8 protein-coding genes are annotated in these 21,713 nt (G+C 75.6%); all 8 read left to right on the top strand.

Annotated elements, in window-relative coordinates:
- The first annotated feature begins 33 nt into the window (after nt 1-33).
- The 8 genes from ACIRST_RS24155 to ACIRST_RS24120 all read left to right on the top strand — a co-directional run bounded on the left by ACIRST_RS24155 (nt 34) and on the right by ACIRST_RS24120 (nt 21,637).
- Nucleotides 34-1,815, top strand: a complete 1,782-nt coding sequence (locus ACIRST_RS24155; RefSeq protein ID WP_402804242.1) for a carbamoyltransferase — start codon at nt 34-36, stop codon at nt 1,813-1,815.
- On the top strand, nt 1,805-4,507 hold the full coding sequence (locus ACIRST_RS24150) for a condensation domain-containing protein (RefSeq protein ID WP_402804241.1): 2,703 nt from the start codon (nt 1,805-1,807) through the stop codon (nt 4,505-4,507). The genes ACIRST_RS24155 and ACIRST_RS24150 overlap by 11 nt, the downstream gene beginning before the upstream one ends.
- On the top strand, nt 4,504-10,803 hold the full coding sequence (locus ACIRST_RS24145; RefSeq protein ID WP_402804239.1) for an amino acid adenylation domain-containing protein: 6,300 nt from the start codon (nt 4,504-4,506) through the stop codon (nt 10,801-10,803). Before ACIRST_RS24150 ends, ACIRST_RS24145 begins: the two co-directional genes overlap by 4 nt.
- 80 nt (nt 10,804-10,883) lie before the next feature.
- The gene (locus ACIRST_RS24140; protein WP_350522721.1) at nt 10,884-11,078 is read left to right on the top strand and encodes an MbtH family protein; all 195 of its coding nucleotides are present in this window, start codon (nt 10,884-10,886) and stop codon (nt 11,076-11,078) included.
- A 36-nt stretch (nt 11,079-11,114) separates the two neighbouring features.
- Entirely contained in the window at nt 11,115-18,401 is a 7,287-nt protein-coding gene (locus ACIRST_RS24135; protein ID WP_402804237.1) for an amino acid adenylation domain-containing protein, read from the top strand.
- Nucleotides 18,394-19,140, top strand: coding sequence for a CatB-related O-acetyltransferase (locus tag ACIRST_RS24130; RefSeq protein WP_350522723.1), 747 nt, complete (start codon nt 18,394-18,396; stop codon nt 19,138-19,140). Before ACIRST_RS24135 ends, ACIRST_RS24130 begins: the two co-directional genes overlap by 8 nt.
- Nucleotides 19,137-20,363 (top strand): cytochrome P450, encoded by a 1,227-nt coding sequence (locus ACIRST_RS24125; RefSeq protein WP_402804235.1) that lies wholly within the window; start codon nt 19,137-19,139, stop codon nt 20,361-20,363. Before ACIRST_RS24130 ends, ACIRST_RS24125 begins: the two co-directional genes overlap by 4 nt.
- Nucleotides 20,360-21,637, top strand: a complete 1,278-nt coding sequence (locus ACIRST_RS24120; RefSeq protein WP_350522725.1) for an MFS transporter — start codon at nt 20,360-20,362, stop codon at nt 21,635-21,637. The genes ACIRST_RS24125 and ACIRST_RS24120 overlap by 4 nt, the downstream gene beginning before the upstream one ends.
- Nucleotides 21,638-21,713 lie beyond the last annotated feature (76 nt).

Raw genomic sequence — 21,713 nt, 5'->3', positions numbered from 1 at the left:
TTCCGCGCGGCATCGACGGTGAGGTTGGAGACTATGCGCGTCCTCGGCTACAGCGGGCTGAACGGCGGTCTGGAATTCAAGCGGGAGGCCTTCCCCGGGCTCGATCCCCGGCTGCACAGGTTCGCCCAGGGCTACGATTCGGCGGCGGCCCTGGTGATCGACGGCGAGGTCGTGGCCGCCGCCGCGGAGGAGCGGTTCACCGGCGAGAAGACCACCGGGTCGTTCCCCGTCAACGCGATCGAGTTCTGCCTGGGGCAGGCCGGTCTGGGGCCCGACGACATCGACGTCCTGGCGCACGGCTTCGCCTACGGGGAGCCGGCCGACAGCTTCGGGAGCCCGCATTCCGCGGCCCGGTTCCGCGAGGTGTACTCGACGGAGTCGCAGCTCGCGCTGGCCGGGAAGTTCCTGCCCGGCCGCCCCTGGGACGACCGCTTCCGGCCCGTCCCGCACCACCTGGCCCACGCCGCCAGCACCTTCTACCCCAGCGGGTTCGAGGAGTCGCTGATCGTGGTGAGCGACGGGATGGGCGAGTCGGAGAGCCTGACCGTCGCGGTCGGCCGGGGCGAGTCCATCGAGGTGCTGAGCACCATCCCGGCCATGCACTCGGTCGGGATCCTCTACAGCCTGGTCACCCACCACCTCGGCTTCGTGCCCTTCATGGACGAGTACAAGGTGATGGGCCTGGCGCCCTACGGCGACCCGCAGCGCTACTACGACCGCTTCGCCGCGATGGTGCGGCTGCGGGAGGACGGCACGTACACCGTCCCCGTGCTGGCCCGGGACCGCACGGCCTTCGAGCACGAGACCCACGAGGGCGTCCTGCGCGAGCTGGCGGCCGTGCTCGGCCCGGCCCGGCTGCCGGGGCAGCCCTCGACCCAGGACCACGCCGACATCGCCGCGGGCCTGCAGGCGATCACCGAGCAGGCGATGCTGCACGTCCTGCGCGCGGCCCGCGAGCGCACCGGCCTGTCCCGGCTCTGCCTGGCCGGCGGTGTCGCGCTGAACTGCACGCTCAACGGCCTGGTCTCGCGCAGCCGCCTGTTCGACGACGTCTTCGTCCAGCCGGCCTCCAGCGACGACGGCACCGCGATCGGTGCGGCGCTCGCGGCGGACGCCGCCGGGGCCTCGCGGGCCGGGCGGATGTCCATGCCGTACTGGGGGCCCGGGTTCTCGGACGAGGAGCTGGCGGCGGCGGTCGGCGAGCCGGAGGGCTGCACCGTCGAGGAGTACGCCACCGACGCCGAACTCGCCGAACGGGTCGCGCAGCTGCTGGCCGACGGCAACATCACCGCGTGGGTCCAGGGCCGGATGGAGTTCGGCCCCCGCGCGCTCGGCAACCGCAGCATCATCGCCGATCCGCGCACCGAGGCGATGCGCGACCGCCTGAACGAGGTGGTCAAGGAGCGCGAGAGCTTCCGGCCGTTCGCGCCGGTGGTCCGCGTCCAGGACGCCGGCGAGTACTTCGAGATCGACCCGGGCACCGAATCCCGGTACGCCCACATGCTGTTCGTGACGCAGACCCGCGCCGAGCAGCGCGAGAACCTCGGCGCGGTGACCCACGTCGACGGCAGTGCCCGCGTCCAGGTGCTCCACCCCGCGAGCAACCCGCGGTTCTTCGAGCTGATCGGCGCCTTCGGCCGGCGCACCGGCACGCCGGTGGTGCTGAACACCTCCTTCAACCTGCGCGGCCAGCCGATCATCGCGACCCCGCAGGAGGCGCTGCGCACCTTCCTGCGCTCGAAGCTGGACGCCCTCGTCCTCGGCCGCACCGTCATCGTCAAGGACGCCGAGGAGTCGATCGCCGATGTCGGCTAGCCCCTTCCGGCCCGGCCGGCCAGCCGAGCACGCGACGCTGCCGCCCGACCGGCCGCGCCCGCCGGTGCCGCAGTTCCGGCGTGCGACGGTCGGCCTCGACGGCGCCGACTTCGCCGAGTGCCTCTCCGAGGTCTCCGCCCGGTACGGGGTCGAGCCGCAGACGGTGGCGGTCGCCGCGGTCGCCGCCGCACTGGCCGCCCGCCACCGCCGCGGCCGCACCGCGCTCGCCGTCGGCACCGCCTTCGGACCGGCCCGACTCCTGGACGTCGAGGTCGAGTCGGGCGGCCGGGCCGCCGCGACGGTGACCCTCGGCCGGCTGGACGCCGAGCTCGAAACCGCGCTGGACACCGAGCACGGATCCGGGTCGGGGTCCGCCGGGCGCTCCGGTGTCGCGGTGCTGTTCGGTCGCCCGGCCGAGGAGTGGCGGGGCATCGCACCGCAGCTCGCCGACCGGGACGTGGTGCTCGTCCTCGACCCGGACCGCAAGGAGGCCGGCTGCGAGTTCGACCGCGACCTCTACGACCCCGCCGCCGTGACGGCCTTCTGCGGCGACGTCCGGCAGGTGCTGGCCGCGCTCCTGGAGTCGCCGGACCTGCCCCTGCTCGACGTCGAGGAGGACGCGGCCCCGGAGCCGGCGCAGGCCTCCCCGGCGGCGCCCGGCAGCCCCGAACCGACCACCACCGAGGGCCTCCTGACGGCCGTCTGGGCCGAGGTGCTGGACGTCTCCCCCGCCGAGATCGACGCCGAGTCCGACTTCTTCGCCCTCGGCGGGCACTCCCTGCTGGCCGCCCGGGTGGCCATGCGGGCGGGCACCCTCTTCGGCGTCGAGCTCACCGTGGAGGACCTCTTCCACCACCCCACGCTCGCCGCGCTCGCCGACCGGATCGACCGGGCCGCGCCCTCGACGGTGCGGCCGATCCCGACCGCACCGGCCGGCGGCGCCCACCCGCTCAGCTCCGCGCAGACCGGGATCTGGCTCGCCGAACAGCTCAACCCCGGCGCGGCGCAGTACAACTTCCCGCTGTACTGGCGGCTGCGCGGCACGGTGGACCCGGACGCGCTGCGCCGGGCCCTGGACGAGCTGGTGCGGCGGCACGAGGCGCTGCGGCTGCGGATCACCGAGTCGGACGCCGGCCCCGTCCAGAGCCTCGCCCCGGACCCGGCGGCCCCCTTCGAGACCGTCGACCTGCCCGGCCACGACGAGGCGGCCCTCGCCGCGCTGGTCGACCGCACCGTCAACACGCCCTTCGACCTGGCCGAGAACGCGCTGCGCGCGGTGCTCGTACGCCTCGCCGAGGACGACTGGGCCTTCGTCCTCGTCGTCCACCACATCGTCTGCGACCAGTGGTCGCTGGCCCACCTCGTCGACGAGCTCGGCACGCTGTACGCCGGCCGGGCGGGCGCACCGGACGACGGGCCGCGCACCGGCTACCTGGACTACGCGGCCTGGCACCGCGGCGTGCTGGCCGAGCGGCTGCCCGCGCTGCAGGACCACTGGCGGGAGGGCGTGGTCACCGCCCCCGAGGTGGACCTGACGGCGCTGCACCGCCCCGACGCGGGCCCCGGGCTGCGCAGCGGCTGCCACCGCTTCGAGATACCCGCCGGGCTGCTCGGCGAGGTCGAGGCGCTCGGCCGGCGCAGCGGCACCACCCCGTTCATGGTGCTCTACGCCGCCTTCCTCGGTCTGCTGCACCGCTACTCGGGCGGGCACGACCTCACCGTCGGCACCTCCGTCGCCGGCCGCAACCACCCGCAACTCGAAACGACGGTCGGCTCGTTCGTCAACCTCGTGCAGCTGCGTACCGGGCTGGCCGCCGGGCTCCCGTTCCGCGAGCTCCTGGACCGCGCCCGGACCACCGTCATCGACGCCTACGCGCACCAGGACTACCCGCTGGAGACCGCCCTGCGGGAGCGGCGGGCCCACGGCGCCCCGGGCTCGCCGCTGACCTCGGTCATCTTCGAGCTGCTGAACGTCGATCCGGTGCGGCTCGTGCTCCCGGGGGCGGAGGCCGAGGAGGTGCCCGTCCGGGTCCGCTCGGCGAAGTTCGGGCTGATGGTGACGCTGGAGTCCACCACCTCGGGGACCATCGGCAACGTCGAGTACCGGGCCGACCGCTACGACGCCGCGCACATCGCCCGGTTCGTCGAGCACTACCTGTCGCTCCTCGCGGCCGTGGTGCGGGATCCGGAACTGCCGGCCGACGGGTGGCTGCCCGTCGGGGAGCCGGTCGCGCCGGACCGGGCCGCCGGGGCCCCGCTCGGCGAGGACCGGGCCGCCGGGGCCCCGCTCAACGGGGCCCCGCTCGGCGAGGCCCCGACCCACGAGGACCCGGCCGCCGGTCCGGCCCCGGCCTCCGGGCGGCGCGCGGCCCTCGAAACCGTCCTGGCCGACATCTGGGCCGACGAGCTGGGTGTGGAGGCCGTCGGCGCCGACCAGGACTTCTTCGCGCTCGGCGGCTACTCGCTGACCGCGACCCGGATCGTGGCGCGGCTGCGGCGCGAACTGTCCGTCACGGTGCCGCTGCGCGTCCTGCTGGTCGACGGGACGGTCGCCGCGCTGGCGGCGCACATCGAGGCGCACGAGCCCGACCTGCCGGGCCTGCACAGGACCGTCAGGGTCATCCGGCTGGCGCGGGCGGACGAGCACCGGCAGCGGCAGACCGCCGATCAGGAAAGAGGTGCGGCGTCATGACCCACTCGACCCACTCGCTACCCGTGTCGCCGACCCAGCAGAGCATCTGGCTGGCCGAGCAGGTCAACCCGGGGCAGCCGGTGTACAACGTGCCGGTCGCGCTGCGCCTGCGGGGCGAGCTGTCCACGGACGGGCTGCGGGACGCCGTCGCGGCGCTCGTGCGCCGCCACCGCGCGCTGCGGACGAGGTTCTCCTCCGCCGCCGGCCTCCCCCGCCGGACCGTCCTCGACCACGGCGACGTCCCCGTCCGCGAGCTCCGGCTGACCGACGAGGCGGCCGCCCGGCGGGCCATGGCCGAGGAGATCGCGCGTCCCTTCGCCGTCGACGGCGACGCCCTGCTGCGGGTGACCGCCCTGCGGTACGCCGAGGACGAGTGCTTCCTGCTGCTGGTGTCCCACCACCTCGTGAGCGACGGCTGGTCGGTGGACGTCCTGCTGGAGGACCTCGCCACCCACTACCGGCCCGGCGCGGACCGCACGCCCGGACCCGACGAGGCGCCGCAGGAGCCCGAGCTCCGGCCGCTCGACGCCGCCACGGCCGAGGAGAACCTCGCCTTCTGGGAGCGGACGCTGCGCGACGCCCCCGCGGCGACGGAGCTGTTCGGCTCCGGCCGCCGGGCGACGGCCCGCACCAACCGGGGCACGACGTCCCGGTTCACCCTGCCCGACTCGCTCTGCGCCGCCGTGCGCGCCTTCGGCCGCACCCACCGGGTGAGCCCCGCCGTGACGCTCCTCGCCGGGTTCGCCGCGCTGCTCACCCGCTACAGCGGGCAGCCGGACGTCGTCATCGGGACGTCGCTGGCAGGCCGGGACGATCCGCGGACGGACCGGCTGGTGGACTGTCTGGTCAAGGTCGTCCCGCTGCGGATCGCCGCCCGCCCCGGCACCGACTTCACCGGGCTGCTCGACACCGCCCGGGACGCGTTCATCGACGCCCTGGAGCACCAGGACGTCGCCCTGGAGGACCTCGCCCGGCGGCTCGGCACCGACCGGGACGGCTCGCCGCTGTTCCGGATCCTGTTCGGCTACGCCCGCGGCCATGCGGCGCCCCCGATGGCGGGGCTGGAGACCGCCCACGTCCCGGTGAACACCGCGACCGCCAAGTTCGACCTCACCTGGAACGTCAACGACGACGGCGAGCGGATCGAGATCGAGGTCGAACACCGGACCGAGCTGATCGACGCGGAGCTGGTCGAGCGCCTGGTCGGGCACTGGCGCCGGCTGCTCGCAGCCCTCCTGGCCGAGCCGGACGCACCCGTGGCGCGCGCCGAACTGCTGTCGGCCGAGGAGCGGGCGCAGCTCGCCGGGACGGCTCCGGCGCCGCAGGTGCGGCCGTCGGCGCCGGAGCGGTTCGCCGCGCAGGTCGCGGCGGCCGGTGACCGCGTCGCGGTCACCGACGGCACCGGCGCACGGCTGACCTACCGCGGGCTCGACGAGCGCGCCGCCCGGCTCGCCGCGCTGCTCGCCGGGGCCGGGGTCGGGCGCGGGGACCGCGTCGGGCTCTGCCTCGGCCGCGGCGCCGACATGGTCGCCGCCGTCCTCGCCGCCTGGCGCCTCGGCGCCGCCTACGTCCCCGTCGACCCCGACAACCCCGCGGACCGGATCGCCTACGTCCTCGACGACGCCGGTGTCCGGCTCGTCCTCGCCGACCCGGACACCGTCGGCCGGGTCCCCGCCGGCGGCCGGCGCACGCTCCTCACCACCGCAGCGCCGGACGACCCCCGGCCCGGAGCCGTCCACCCCGGAGCCGTCCGCCCGGAGCCCGGCGAACCCGCCTACGTCATCTACACCTCGGGCTCCACCGGCCGGCCGAAGGGCGTCGAGGTCACCCACGGCAACCTGGCCGCGCTGCTGGACGCCGGCGAGCAGACCGTCGGCCTGCGCGACACCGACGTCTGGTCGCTGTTCCACTCGGTCGCCTTCGACTTCTCGGTCTGGGAGATCTGGGGCGCCCTCGCCCACGGCGGGCGCCTGGTGGTCGTCCCGCGCGACGTGACACGCGACCCGGCGGCCTTCCTCGACCTGCTGGTCCGCGAGCGCGTCACCGTCCTGAACCAGACGCCGTCCGCGTTCCGCCAGCTCGCGGCCGAGGCGGAACGCCGCCCGGAGGCCGAACCGAGCCTGCGCCTGGTCGTGTTCGGCGGCGAGGCGCTCGACCCGGCCGCGGTCCGCACCTGGTGGCGCCGACGGCAGCCCGGCCACCCCGTCCTCGTCAACATGTACGGCATCACCGAGACCACCGTGCACGTCACCTGGCAGGTCCTGGACGAGGAGCGGATCGAGGCCGGCAGCAGCCCGATCGGCCGTGCCCTTCCGGGCTACCGGGCGCTCGTCCTGGACGCCCACGGCGAGCCGGTACCGGTCGGCGTGCAGGGCGAACTGTACGTCGGCGGCGAGGCCGTGGCCCGCGGCTACCTCGGACGCCCGGACCTCACCGCCCAGCGCTTCGTCCCGGACCCGTTCGGCGGCGTGCCCGGCGCCCGTCTGTACCGCAGCGGCGACCTCGCCCGGTGGAACGCCCGCGGCGAACTCGAATACCTCGGTCGCAACGACGACCAGGTGAAGATCCGCGGCTTCCGGATCGAACTCGGCGAAGTGGCGGCCGCGATCGGCCGGCACCCGTCCGTCTGCGGCGCCACCGCGGTCGTCCGCGAGGACACCCCCGGCGACCGCCGGCTCGTCGCCTACGCGGCCTGCCCCGACGGAACCGACTCCCGTGCGCTGCGCGACTTCGCCGCCGCCCACCTGCCCGCCCACATGGTCCCCGCCGCGGTCGTCGTCCTGGACGCCCTGCCGCTGACCCGCAACGGCAAGGTCGACCGCGCCGCCCTGCCCGCACCGGACGTCTCCGGCGACGCCGCCTCCTACGTGGCACCGCGCACCCCGGCCGAGGAGGTCCTCGCCGAGGTCTGGGCCGAGGTCCTCCGGGTCGAGCGGGTCGGCGCCGACGACGGCTTCTTCGACCTCGGCGGCGACTCCATCCGCGCCGTGCAGGTGGCCGCCCTCGCCCGCGGGCGCGGACTCGGCATCGCCGTCGCCCAGATCTACCGGCACCGCACCCTCGCCGACCTCGCCGCCGCCGCCGACACGGCCGGCGACCGCGCGCGCACCGAGCCCTTCGGGCTGCTCTCCGCGGCCGACCGGGCCCGGATCGCCGACGGCCCCGGAGCCGACCTCGACGACGCCTACCCCATGACGGCCCTCCAGGTCGGAATGATCTACCACATGGCGTCCGACCTGCAGGCGCTGCCCTACGTCAACGCGGCGAGCTACCGCCTGCCGTACCGGTTCGACGAGGAGGCGTTCCGCCGCGCCGTCCGGGCCGTGGTCGCCCGGCACCCCGTCCTGCGGACCGGCTTCGACCTGACGGGCTACGACGAGCCGCTGCAGCTCGTCCACCGCGAGGCCGACGTGCCGCTCGTCGTCGAGGACCTGCGGGCGCTGAACCCGGCCGAGCAGGACCGGGCCGTCGACGAGCTGCTGGAGCGGGAGCGCCGCCCGTTCGACCTGGAGCGGCCGCCGATGCTGCGCCTGGGCGTCCAGGTGCTCACCGACGACAGCTTCCAGTGGACGCTGGTCGAGCACCACTCCATCCTCGACGGCTGGAGCCTGTGGTCGACGATCACCGAGATCCTCCTGCACTACACCCGGCTCCTGGACGGCGCGGGCCCGGCCGAACTCCCGCCCCCGGCCTCGGCCTACCGCGACTTCGTCGCCTTGGAGCAGCGCGCGTCGGCCTCGCCCGAGGCCGGGCGGTTCTGGTCCGAGACGCTCGCCGGGCACACCCTGCCGCAGCTCCCCGCGCTCGCCGAACAGGCGCCCCGGCCCGCCGGGCAGGCCCTGCGCGGCGACGGCGCCAGCGGCGTGGTCGACGGGTACGGCTGGCGCGACGCGCACCTGCCGGCCGGCCTCGGTCCGCGGGTCGGGGCGCTCGCCAGGCGCCTCGGCGTACCGGAGAAGACCGTCCTGCTCGCCGCGCACCTCCAGGTGATCGCGGCGCAGACCGGCCTCGACGACGTCTGCTGCGGCGTCACGCTCAACGGCCGGCTGGAGGAGACCGGCGGGACGGAGGCCCGCGGGCTGTTCCTCAACACCGTCCCGTTCCGGCTCGCGGTGGGCGGCGGGCGCCGGTCCGACCTGGTCCGCCGGGTCTTCGAGGCGGAGGCCGGGATCCTGCCCCACCGCCGGATGCCGTTGGCCCGGATCCGGCAACTCGCCGGCGGGCGCGACCTGTTCACCACCAACTTCACCTTCAACAACTTCCACGTCATGCGCGACACCATGGGCGACGGCGCGCACGCGGACCTGCTCAGCGGCCTGGGCGAACTGACCGCCAGCCGCCGGGTGGAGCCGGCCGACGTCCCGCTCACCGTCACGTTCTTCCGCAACCCGCTGACCGACGGCCTGCAGCTGTGCATCGACTACGACGCCCACCGGCTGACCCCGGCCCAGGTCGAGGAGATCGCCGGGCAGCACGTCCGGGCCGTCGAGGCCCTGGTCACCGACCCGGAGGGGGAGCTCGCCGGACCGGCCGCGGCCCCGGCCGCGGCACGCACCGCGACCCCCGCGCCGCAGGGCGTCCTGGCCCGGTTCGCGGCGCAGGTCGCGGCGAACGGCGACGCCACCGCCGTCGCCGACGCGGCGGGCGGACGGCTGACCTACCGCGGGCTCGACGAACGCGCGGCCCGGCTGGCCACCCTGCTCGCCGGGGCCGGGATCGGGCGCGGCGACCGCGTCGGGCTCTGCCTCGGCCGCGGCGCGGACATGGTCGCCGCCGTCCTCGCCGTGTGGCGCCTCGGCGCCGCCCACGTCCCGATCGACCCCGACCACCCGGCGAGCCGGATCGAGTTCGTCCTCAAGGACGCGGACGTCCCGCTCGTCCTCACCGACCCGGGCACCACCGGCCGCGTCCCGGACGGCCCCTGGCGCACGCTCGTCACCAGCAGGGCGGGGAACGCCGACCAGGCGCCGAACGCCGACCTCGGCGGAACCGTCCGCCCCGAGGGCGCCGAACTCGCCTACGTCATCTACACCTCGGGCTCCACCGGCACGCCCAAGGGGGTCGAGGTCGACTGGCGGTCGCTGGACAACCTGGTGGCCGTCACGGACGAGGTCATGGCCCTGCGCCCGGACGACCGGCTCCTCCAGTTCGCGTCGCTGAGCTTCGACGTGTCCGTCGCCGACCTGGTGTCCGCCCTCACCACCGGCGCCACCTTCGTCGTCTCCCCCGGCGGGGCCGACCGCGTCGGCGAGGGGCTGGTCGCGGCGATCCGCGCGCACCGGCCGACCGTCCTGTCGATGCCGCCGAGCGTCCTGGCCGGCCTGGACCCCGGCGACCTGCCCGCGCTGCGCCGGGTCGTCGTGGCGGGCGAGGCGCTCCCGGCGCCCCTGGCCGCGCGCTGGGCCGCGGCGGCCGAGCTGGTCAACGCCTACGGCCCGACCGAGGCCACCGTCTACGCGACCGCCCACCGCTGCGCCGCGGAGGGCGACGTCCTGATCGGCCGGGCCGTTCCCGGCGCCGTCGCCCACGTCCTGGACGGGGCGGGCCGGCCGGTGCCGCCCGGTGTCCGCGGGGAGCTCTGCATCGGCGGCGTCGGCGTGGCCCGCGGCTACCTCGGCCGCCCCGCGCTGACCGCCGAGCGCTTCGTGCCCGACCCGACCGGCGACGCGCCCGGGGCACGCCTGTACCGGACCGGCGACGTGGCCCGGTGGACGCCCGCCGGCGAGCTCGAATACCTGGGGCGCACCGACGACCAGGTGAAGGTCCGCGGTCTGCGGATCGAGCTCGGCGAGGTCGAGGCGCACCTGCGGGCGCACCCCGGGGTCGCCGCCGGTGCCGCCGCCGCGCTCGGCGAGGGCGCGGAGCGCCGGCTGGTGGGGTACGTCGTCCCGGCCGCCTCCGCCGCGGTCTCGGCCGACGAGGTGCGCGCCTGGCTGGGCCGCCGGCTGCCGGCGTCCCTGGTGCCGTCCGCGGTGGTGGTGCTGGACGCGCTGCCGCTGTCGCCGAGCGGCAAGGTGGACCGCGCCGCGCTGCCCGCACCCGTCCGCTCCGCCGCCGCGGCCGGGCACGTGGCGCCGCACACCCCGCTGGAGGAGGCCCTGGCCCGCGTGTGGGCGGAGATCCTCAAGGTGGAGCGCGTCGGCGCGGAGGACGACTTCTTCGACCTCGGCGGGGACTCCGTCCGGGCCGTGCAGATCGCCTTCCGGATCAAACGCGAACTCGGCCTCCCGCTCAAGCCGGTCGACGTCCAGCTCCACCCCACGGTCGCGGAACTCGCGCGCCACCTGTCGGCCTGACGTTCCCGACACCCCGCCAGCACACGGCGGGACCCGCACCATCCGTCATCCCAACCCCTTTCCCCCTGTGGAGGTCTGCCATGTCCGACGACGAACTCGACCTGGACTACAAGGTCGTGGTGAACGACGAGGAGCAGTACTCGATCTGGCCCCAGGACCGGGAGAACCCGCCCGGCTGGCAGGACGCCGGGGCCCGGGGCAAGAAGCCGGACTGCCTGGAGTGGATCGAGCGGAACTGGACCGACATGCGGCCCAAGAGCCTGCGCAGCGCCTAGTCACGGTCGTACGGGACGGAGTTGGAGGTACATCGGATGTCACACGGTCTGGACGCCCGGGAAGACGGGTCGACTCCCGCCCCGGCACCCCTGTCGCCGGACGCACCCGCCGCGGCGGGTGCCGGCCGGCTGCCGCTGTCACCGGCGCAGCAGCGGCTGTGGTTCCTTTCCAGGCTCGGGGAGTACCGGGCCGGGTACAACATGCCCCGGGTGGTGCGGATCTCCGGCCCGCTCGACCGGACCGCGCTCACGGCGGCGCTCGGCGACGTCGTACGGCGCCACGCGGCGCTGCGGACGGTGTTCCCGGAGATCGCGGGCGAGCCGTGGCAGCAGGTCGTGCCGCCCGGCGACGTCGCCGGGCGGTTCACGGTGGAGTCCGCCGAGTGCGCCGCCGGGGAGGTGCCGGGCCGGGTCGACCTCGCCTGCCGGCACGAGTTCGACCTGACCTCCGAACTCCCCGTCCGGGCATGGCTGTTCGCGACCGGCCCGGCGCAGCACGTGCTGGTGCTGGTGCTGCACCACATCGCGGCGGACGGCTGGTCCCTCGGGCTCGTGGAGCGCGACCTCGGGACGGCCTACGCGGCGCGCCTGGCCGGTGCCGAGCCGGCCTGGCCCGCCCTGCCCCTGGAGTACCCGGAGCACGCGGTGCGCCAGCGCTCGGCGCTCGGCGCGGAGGACGATCCGCAGAGCCTGGTCTCCCGGCAACTCGACCACTGGCGCGAGGAGTTGCGTGGCGCGCCGCAGGAGCTGGTGCTTCCCCGGGACCGGCCGAGGCCGCCCACGGCGGGCTCCTCGCCGGCCGGGACGGTGCACTTCGAGGTCGACGCCGACACCCACCGGGCGCTGACGCGGCTGGCCCGCGAGCACCGGGTCACGCCGTTCGTGGCGCTGCAGGCGGCGTTCGCGGCGCTGCTGAGCCGGCTGGGCGCGGGCACCGACATCCCGATCGGCTCGCCGGTGGACGGCCGGACGGACGAGGACCTGCAGGAGCTCGTCGGGTTCTTCGTCAACACCCTGGTGTTCCGGGTCGACTGCTCGGGCGACCCGACCTTCGGCGAGCTCCTGAAGCGGGTGCGCCGCACGGCCCTGACGGCGTTCGCCCACCAGGACGTCCCCTTCGACCGGGTGGTCGAGGCCGTCAACCCCGTCCGCACCGCGAGCGGCAACCCCCTGTTCCAGGTGAGCTTCTCGCTGGAGGCCGGCGGGGAGGGCGGCCTGGTCCTGCCCGGCCTGACGGTCGCCGAGGAGCCGTTCGGCGCCGGGGCGGCCAAGTTCGACCTCAGCCTCGGCCTGACCGAACACCGCGAGGACGGGCAGCCGGCCGGCCTGAGCGGCGTGCTGGAGTACGCGGAGGACGTCTTCGACCGGGCCACCGCGCAGGCCGTGGCCCGCCGCTGGCAGCTGCTGCTCGCCGGGGCGCTGGCCGATCCGGACCGGCCGGTCGGCGAACTCCCGGTGACGGACCGGGCCGAGCGGCAGCGGCTGCTCGACCTCGGCGGACCGGCGGGCGCGCTGCCCGACGTGCGGCCCTCGGCGGTCGAGCGCTTCGCGGCGCAGGTCGCGGCCGTCGGCGGGAACACCGCCGTCACCGACGGCAGTGGCACCCGGCTGACCTACCGTCAACTCGACGAACGCGCCGCCCGGATCGCCGCGCTGCTGGCCGGCGCCGGCGTCCGGCGGGGCGACCGGGTCGCGGTCTGCCTCGGCCGCTCCGTCGACATGGTCGCCTCCGTGCTCGCCGTCCTGCGGCTCGGCGCCGCCTACGTCCCCGTCGACCCGGACTACCCGCCGGCCCGCCTGCGGTTCATCCTCGACGACGCCCGGGTGCCGCTCGTCCTCACCGACCCCGGTACCGCTGCCCGCGTCCCGGACGGGCCGTGGCGCACCCTCGACGCCACCGGAACGACGGACGCGACCGGAACGACGGATGCCACCGGAACGACCGGCGCCGCCGACCCGGCCGACGCCCCCGGGCCTGCGCCCGTACGGCCCGGGCCGGCCGAACTCGCCTACGTCATCTACACCTCCGGCTCCACCGGCCGGCCCAAGGGCGTCGAGGTCACCCACGGCAACCTCGCCGCGTTCCTGGCCTCCGTCCAGGGCCTCGCGGACCCGTCGGACACCGACGTGTGGACGCTGTTCCACTCGCTCGCCTTCGACTTCTCGGTCTGGGAGATCTGGGGCGCGCTGGCCTTCGGCGGCCGCCTGGTCGTCGTGCCCCGCGAGGCGGGGATGGACCCGGACGCGCTACACGGGGTGCTGGCCCGCGAGCAGGTCACCGTCCTGAGCCAGACGCCGTCCGCCTTCCGGCAGTTCGTGGCCCGGGAAGCACAGCACCCGCTGGGCGCGCTGCGGCTGCGGCTGGTCGTGCTCGGCGGCGAGGCGCTCGACCTCGCGACCGTCGGCAGGTGGCAGCGCCGGCACCCGGCGGACTCCACCCGGCTGGTGAACGCCTACGGCGCCACCGAGAACACCGTGTTGACGACCTGGCGGGTGCTGGCCCCCGTCGGGACCGGGCCCGCCGCCGCGGCCGAGGGGAACGTCTCCCCCATCGACGGCACGATCCCGGGCTGGCGGCTGGTCGTCCTGGACGCCCGCGGCGAGCCGGTGCCCACCGGGGTCGTCGGCGAGATCCACGTCGGCGGTCCCGGTGTGGCCCGCGGCTACCTCGGCCGCCCCGCGCTGACGGCCGAGCGCTACCTCCCGGACCCGTTCGGCGACGTGCCCGGCGGCCGCCTCTACCGCACCGGCGACCTGGGCCGCTGGAACGCCGCCGGCGAACTGGAGTACTGCGGCCGCACCGACGACCAGGTGAAGATCCGCGGCTTCCGGATCGAACTCGGCGAGGTCGAGGCCGCGATCGGCCGGCACCCGTCCGTCCGGGGCGCCGCCGTGCTCGTCCGCGAGGACACCCCCGGCGACCGCCGGCTCGTCGCCTACGCGGCCTGCCCCGACGGGACGGACTCCCGCGCACTGCGCGACTTCGCCGCCGCCCACCTGCCCGCCCACATGGTCCCCGCCGCGATCGTCGTCCTGGACGCCCTCCCGCTGACCCGCAACGGCAAGGTCGACCGCGCCGCCCTGCCCGCACCGGACGTCTCCGCCGGGCCCGCCGGCCGCGAACCCGCGAACGCCACCGAGGAGGCGCTGTGCGGACTGTTCGCCGACGTCCTCGACCTGGAGCGGGTCGGCGTCGAGGACGCCTTCTTCGAGCTCGGCGGGCACTCGCTGCTGGTCATCCGGCTGGTGGACCGGATCCGCGCCGCCCTCGGCGTGGAACTGTCCATCCGGGCCGTCTTCGAGGCCCCGACCCCGGCCGGCCTGGCCGCCACCGCCGCCCTCGCGCAGCAGGCCCGCACGGCCGTGCGCCCCGCGGTGCGCCCGGAGCGCCTGCCGCTGTCCTTCGCCCAGCGCCGCCTCTGGTTCCTCAACGAGCTCGACGGCGGGGCCGCCTACAACATCCCGTACGCGGCGCGCCTCACGGGCGCCCTGGACGTCGAGGCACTGAACGCCGCCCTGGGCGACGTCGTCGACCGGCACGAGTCGCTGCGCACCGTCCTGCCCACCGAGGACGGCCACCCCTGGCAGAAGGTCCTGACCGGCCCGGAGGCCCGGACCGCCCTGACCGTCACCGACACCACCCCGGAGGCATTGGAGGCCGAACTCGCCGGGGAGAGCGGGAAGGTCTTCCGGCTCACCACCGAACCCGCCCTGCGCGCCCGCCTCTTCCGTCTCGCCCCGGACGAGCACGTCCTGCTGCTGGTGGTCCACCACGTGGCCTGCGACGGCTGGTCGCTGGAGCCGCTGCTCGACGACCTCGCCGAGGCGTACGCGGCACGCCGCACCGGCACGGCCCCGGCGTGGCCGCCGCTGCCCGTCCAGTACGCCGACTTCACGCTGTGGCAGCGGGACCTCCTCGGCGCCGAGGACGACCCGGCGAGCCGGCTCTCGCAGCAGACCGAGTACTGGCGCCGGACCCTCGCCGGCATCCCCGACCAGCTCGCGCTGCCCTTCGACCGGCCGCGCTCGGGCACGGTCGGCCTGCGCGGCGGGGAGGTCGCGGTCGAGGTCGGCCCGGCGCTGCACGCCGCCCTGGCCGCCACCGCACGGGCCCACGACTGCACCGTGTTCATGGCCCTGCAGGCCGCGGTCGCCGTGGTGCTCTCCCGCTGCGGCGCCGGGCCCGACATCCCGCTGGGCACGGCCACCTCCGGGCGCGCCGACGCCGTGCTGGACGGTCTGGTGGGCTTCTTCGCCAGCACCCTGGTGCTGCGCACCGACGTCTCGGGCGACCCGACCTTCGCCGAACTCCTCGGCCGGATCCGGGAGGCCGACCTCGGCGCCTACGCCCACCAGGACGTCCCGTTCGAGACCCTGGTCGAGGCGCTCAACCCGGCCCGGGTACCCGGCGCCAACCCCCTGTTCCAGGTGAGCGTCTCGATGCTGAACAGCATCAGCGCGGAACTCGCCCTCCCGGGGCTGGCGGTCGCCCCCCACGACCTGAGCATGGGCATCTCGGCCTTCGACCTGTCCTTCGTGTTCGGCGAGCGTCCGGGCTCCGACGACGCGTCCGGGCCGGCCGCCGGCCTGGTCGCCGCGATCGGGTACGACGCCGACCTGTTCGACCACGCCACCGTCGAGGGCATCGCCGACCGGCTGGTGCTGGTGCTGGAGGCGCTGGCCGCCGACCCGGGCCGCCGCATCGGCGAGGTCGGGCTGCTCTCCGCCCGGGAGCACCGGCAGGTCCTCCGGGACTGGAACGACACCACCACCGAGGTACCGGCGGGGACGCTGCCCGAGCTCTTCGCCGCCCGGGCCGCGCACACCCCCGCGGCCCCGGCGGTCCGCTGCCTCGGCACCGAGCTGACGTACGCCGAACTCGACGCCGGCGCCAACCGGCTGGCGCACGAGCTGATCGCCCGCGGCATCGGGCCGGGCCGCCTGGTGGCCCTCGCCCTGCCCCGCTCGGAGCAGGGCGTGGTGGCCCTGCTCGCGGTCCTGAAGGCCGGGGCGGCCTACCTGCCGGTCGACCCGTCCTACCCCGCCGACCGCGTCGCCTTCATGCTCCGGGACGCGGCCCCGGCGTGTGTGCTCAGCACCGGCGAGGTCGCCGCCGCCCTGCCCACCGCCCCCGGCCTGCCGGTCCTGGCGCTGGACGACGAACAGCTGCGGCGCTCGGTCGCGGACCGGCCGGCCGCGGCGCCCACCGACGCGGACCGGACCGCGCCGCTGCTCCCCGCCCACCCGGCGTACGTGATCTACACCTCCGGGTCGACGGGCCGTCCGAAGGGCGTGGTGGTCTCCCACCGCGGCGTCCCGAGCATGGTGCACGCCCAGGCGGCGACGCTCGGCGTCGACGCCGACAGCCGGGTGCTGCAGTTCGCCTCGACGAGCTTCGACGCCTCCGTCTGGGACACCTGGATGGCGCTGCTGACCGGCGGGTGCCTGGTCGTCGTCCCGGAGTCGGACCGCGTCCCGGGCCCGGCCCTGGCGGACTTCCTGCGCGTCCACGGCATCACCCACGCCACCCTGCCGCCGGCCGTGGTCCTCGCCACCGAGTTCGACGAGGACGTCGCCTGCGTCACGCTGATCACCGCCGGCGAGGCCTGCACCCCCGCCGTCCTCGACGCGGCCCGGCACTTCGCGAAGGTGGTCAACGCCTACGGCCCCACCGAGTCCACGGTGTGCGCGACCATGCGCACCGTCGACGGGGTGCCGCAGGCCGTCCCGATCGGCCGACCGGTGGCGAACACCCGGGTGTACGTGCTGGACGCGCGGCAGCGCCCCGTCCCGCCCGGCGTGCCCGGGGAGCTGTACCTCGCGGGCGCCGGGCTGGCCATCGGCTACCTGAACCGGCCCGCGCTGACGGCGGAGCGCTTCCTGCCCGACCCGTTCGGCGCTCCCGGCGAGCGCCTGTACCGCACCGGCGACCTGGTGCGCTGGACCACGGACGGCGAGCTGGTCTTCCTCGGCCGGACGGACGAGCAGATCAAGATCCGGGGCTTCCGGGTCGAGCCCGGCGAGGTCGAGGCGGTGCTCACCGGCCACCCGGAGGTCGCCCACGCCGCGGTGGTCGCCCGTGAGGACCGCCCGGGGGACGTCCGGCTGGTCGCCTACGCCGTCCTGGCGGCCGGCCTGCAGCCGCAGGACCGGGACCCCGCCGGCGCCCTGCGCCGGTACGCGGCCGAGCACCTGCCCGAGTACCTCGTCCCCGGCGATGTGGTGGTCCTCGACCGGCTGCCGCTGACCCCGAGCGGGAAGCTCGACCGCAAGGCCCTGCCCGCGCCGTCGGTGAGCGGCCCCGCCGCCGACGGCCGGGCCGGCGAGGACGCCCCGGACGACCCGCGCACAGCCGTGCTGGTCCGGCTCTTCGCGCAGGAGCTCGGCCTGGACCGGGTCGGCCCGGACGACTCGTTCTTCGAGCTGGGCGGTCACTCGCTGCTGGCGACCCGGCTGATCGGCCGGATCCGCGCCCTGCTCGGCGCCGAGATCGGCATCGCGACGCTGTTCGAGGCGCCCACCGCCGCGGGGCTCGCCGCCCGACTGGACGAGGCCCCGACCGACCCGTACGCCAGCGTCATCGAGCTCCGGCGCGGCCGGGCGAGCAGCCGCCCGGTCTTCTGCATCCACCCCATCGGCGGGCTCAGCTGGTGCTACAGCTCCGTCCTGCCCCACCTGGAGCGGGACCAGCCGGTCTACGGGATCCAGGTGACGGAGAGCCACGGCCGCTTCAAGGCGGTCGAGTCGCTCGACGCGCTGGCCCGGCGCTACGCGGACCTGATCACCGCGACGCACCCCGACGGCCCGTACGTCGTCATGGGCTGGTCGCTCGGCGGGGTCCTGTCCTACGAGGTCGCCCGCCTGCTGGAGGCCTCCGGACGGACGGTCGACCTGGTCGTCCTCTACGACGCCTGGCCGTACGAACGCCCGGTGACGCCCGAGGAGCTGGACGGCGACTTCGCCGCGTGGGTGACCGGCGAGGTCATCGCCGGCCCGTCCGCCGACGGCGCCCTCGACGCCCGCCAGAGCCGGGCCCTGGTCCGCGCGGCCAAGGGCGTCGCCGCCCTCCTCGGGCCGCCGCACCCGGACGGCTACCACGGGCGGGTCCTGAGCATCGCCGCCGCCAAGACCGTCGCCGAGCGGGGCTCCGCGGCGCAGGCCTGGCAGCCGTACCTCACCGCGGCCGAGCACCACGTGGTGGACTCCGACCACGACGCGATGATGACGCCCGCCGTCATGGAGCAGTCGGGGCCGCTGGTGACGGCCGCCCTGCGGGCCCCGCGGGACGACCGGGCGGCCGCACCGGAGGCCCGCCGTGACTGACCACCACGCCCCCGGGCCCGACGCCGACCCCGACCTCGACCCCGACCTGGACGTCCCGGACCCCCGCGATCCGCGTCCGCTCGGCGACGACCGCCTCGTCTTCATCCGCCCGGTGCTCGAACCGGACGGCAAGGTCGTCGCCGGGAACTTCTCCTACTACGACGCCTCCGAGGACACCGCCGGGTTCGAGGAGGCCCGGGTCCGCTACGCGTTCGGCACCGAGCGCCTGTTCATCGGCCGCTACTGCTCCATCGCCGCGGGCGTGACCTTCGTGATGGCCGGCGCGAACCACGTCTTCGACGGTCCGACGGGCTATCCGTTCCTCAGCTTCGAGGGCGACTGGCGCGACAGCCTGCTCGACGACCTGATCGCCCGGGGGCCGGGCCGCAAGGGCGACACCCGGATCGGCAACGACGTCTGGATCGGCCGCGGCGCCACCATCATGCCCGGGGTGACCGTCGGCGACGGCGCCATCATCGGCGCAGGCGCCCTGGTCGCCTCCGACGTGGCGCCGTACCGGATCGTGGGCGGCAACCCGGCCCGGGTGATCCGCGCCCGCTACGGCCCCGAGGACGTCGAGCGGCTGCTCACGGCCCGCTGGTGGGACTGGCCGGTGGCGGCCGTCTCCCGGCACCTCCCGGAGCTGGTCCTCGGCCGGCCCGAACGGATCCTGTCCATCGCGCGGGCCGAGCAGCTGCTCGGCCCGGCGCCGGCCACCACCCAGGGAAGCGCGTCATGACGAAAGCAACCGGCATCCCCGGCGCCCCGACGGTCGACCTCGCCGACCCGGCCCTGTACGGGGCCGGCGACCCGGAGGCGGTGTGGGCCGGACTGCGCCGCGACCACCCTGTCCACTGGAACGAGTCCCCGGACGGCGGCGGCTTCTGGGCCGTCACCCGGCACGCCGACGTCCAGCGGGTGCTCAAGGACACCGCGACCTTCACCTCCGCCCAGGGCATGCGGATCGGCCACAACCCGACCGCCACCGCCGAGGCCGCCGGGAAGATGCTCATCGTCACGGACGCGCCCCGGCACGCGAAGATCCGGCGGGTGATCAGCTCCGCGTTCACGCCGCGCACGGTCGCCCGCCTGGAACAGAACATGCGGACGATCGTCCGCGAGGAACTGGAGCCGGTGCTGGCCGGCGAGCCCTGCGAGTTCACCGACTTCGCCGCCGTCCTGCCGGTGGCCGTGATCTGCGACCTGCTGGGCGTGCCGAAGAGCGACTGGCGCTTCATGCTCGACTCCACCCGGGCCGCCTTCGGCGCCTCCGACGTCGACCCGATCGCCCGGCTCGAAGCACACGCCGGCATGCTCGCCTACTACGCCGACCTCGTCGACTTCCGCCGCGAGGAACCGGGCGAGGACGTCATCAGCGCCATGGTCAACGGCCTCGTCGACGGCGAGCCGCTCACCGACGAGGAGATCTTCCTCAACTGCGACGGCCTCATCTCGGGCGGCAACGAGACCACCCGGCACGCCACCGTCGGCGGACTCCTCGCCTTCGCCGCCGACCCCGACCAGTGGCGGCTCGCGGCCGCCTCCCCCGACCGGATGGACGGCGTCGTCGACGAGGTCCTGCGCTTCACCAGCCCGGCGATGCACGTGCTGCGCACGGCCTCCCGGGACGTCGAGATCGCCGGCCGCTCGATCCGGGCCGGCGACCCGGTGACGGTCTGGATGCCGTCGGCGAACCGGGACGAGACGGTCTTCGAGGCGCCCGAGCGCTTCGACGTCCGGCGCACGCCCAACCCGCACGTCTCCTTCGGCGTCGGCCCGCACTTCTGCCTGGGCGGGGCCCTCGCCCGCACCGAACTGCGGGTCCTGTTCACCGAGTTGCTCGCCCGCGCCGAAGGCGCCGAACCGGCCGGCCCGGCCCGCAGGCTGCACTCCAACCTCATCCGGGGCCACGAGTCCGCACCCGTCCTGCTGCACCCCCGCGACGGCCGGGAGAGGCGGTGAAGCCGCTCGCGGACCCCCGGTTCCGCCGCCTGCTCATCGGCCAGGCGCTCTCCGGCTTCGGCAGCAGCGCCCTGTTCCTGACCCTGGGCATCTGGGCCAAGGACCTCACCGGCAGCAACGCCGCCGCCGGTGGGGTCGAGGCCGCCCTCGGCGCGCCCATGGTGCTGTCGCCGCTCTTCGGTCACCTCGCCGACCGGGTGCGGCGGCGTCCGCTGCTCATGGCCACCAACGCCCTGATGGCGCTGGCCGTGCTGTCCCTGCTCGCGGTGCACGGCGGCGAACAGCTCTGGATCATCTACCTGGTGGCGGTCTGCTACGGCGTCGCCTTCGGCGTCCTCGGCGCCGCGTCCGCCGGAATCCGCCGCGACCTCCTCCCCGACGACCAGCTGACCGGCGCCAACGCCCTGCTGCAGACCGTCGCCCAGGGGCTGCGCATCATCGCCCCGCTGGTCGGCGTGGCGGTCTACGCGGCCGCCGGGGCCGGAACGCTCGCCGTGCTCAACTCCCTCACCTTCCTGGCCGCGATCCTGGCGCTCGCCGGCCTGCGGGTCGAGGAGTCGGTCGGACCGGAGTCGCCACGGGAGCCGTTCCTCCGCAGCGCCCTCGCGGGCGTGCGGCACATCGGCGCCACACCGGTGCTGGCCCGGATCGGCTACGCGGCGGCCTGCGCGTTCTGCGTCATCGGCCTGAGCCAGACCGTGATGTTCGCGGTGGTGGACGAGGGGCTCGGCCGGCCACCGTCGGCGCTCGGCCCGCTGAACGCCGTCCAGGGCGTCGGTGCGGTGGTCGGCGGGCTCACGGTCTCCGCGCTGATCCGGCGGGTCGGCATGGCGCGCACCGCCGGCCTCGGGATCGGCGCGTTCACGGTGGCGGCGCTCGCCTACTGCGCGCCGAACCTGGCGTTCGTCGTCGCGGGCGAGGTCGCGGACGGGATCGCCATCACCTGGATCATGGTGGTGCTGTCGTCCGCGGCGCAGCTCCACACGCCGTCCCGGCTCCAGGGCCGCGTCAACGCCATCTGCACGATGCTGGTGCTGGTCCCGCAGTCGCTGTCGCTGGCCGCCGGCACGGTCCTCATCGACCGCTTCGACTACCGGACGCTGCTGATCGCGATGGCGGCGGTCACCGCGGCCTGCGCCGCCGCGCTGGTGCTGAGGCCGGTCCCCGCGGTCACCGAGCGGACGTTCGTGACCTCGGCGCCGACCGGCCCGGCCGACCGGGCCGACACTGCAGACCGGGACACCGCCGGCTCCGGTCCCCCGGCGCAGCGCTGAGGCCGCCGACCGGGCCCGGACGCCACCCCGCGGGGGAGTCGCGTCCGGGCCCGGTCGGCGTTCGACCGCCGGCATG

Origin of the sequence: Kitasatospora sp. NPDC101447 (assembly GCF_044767225.1) — a bacterium.
Lineage (GTDB): Bacteria > Actinomycetota > Actinomycetes > Streptomycetales > Streptomycetaceae > Kitasatospora.
This window is presented reverse-complemented; position numbering and strand designations above follow the sequence as displayed.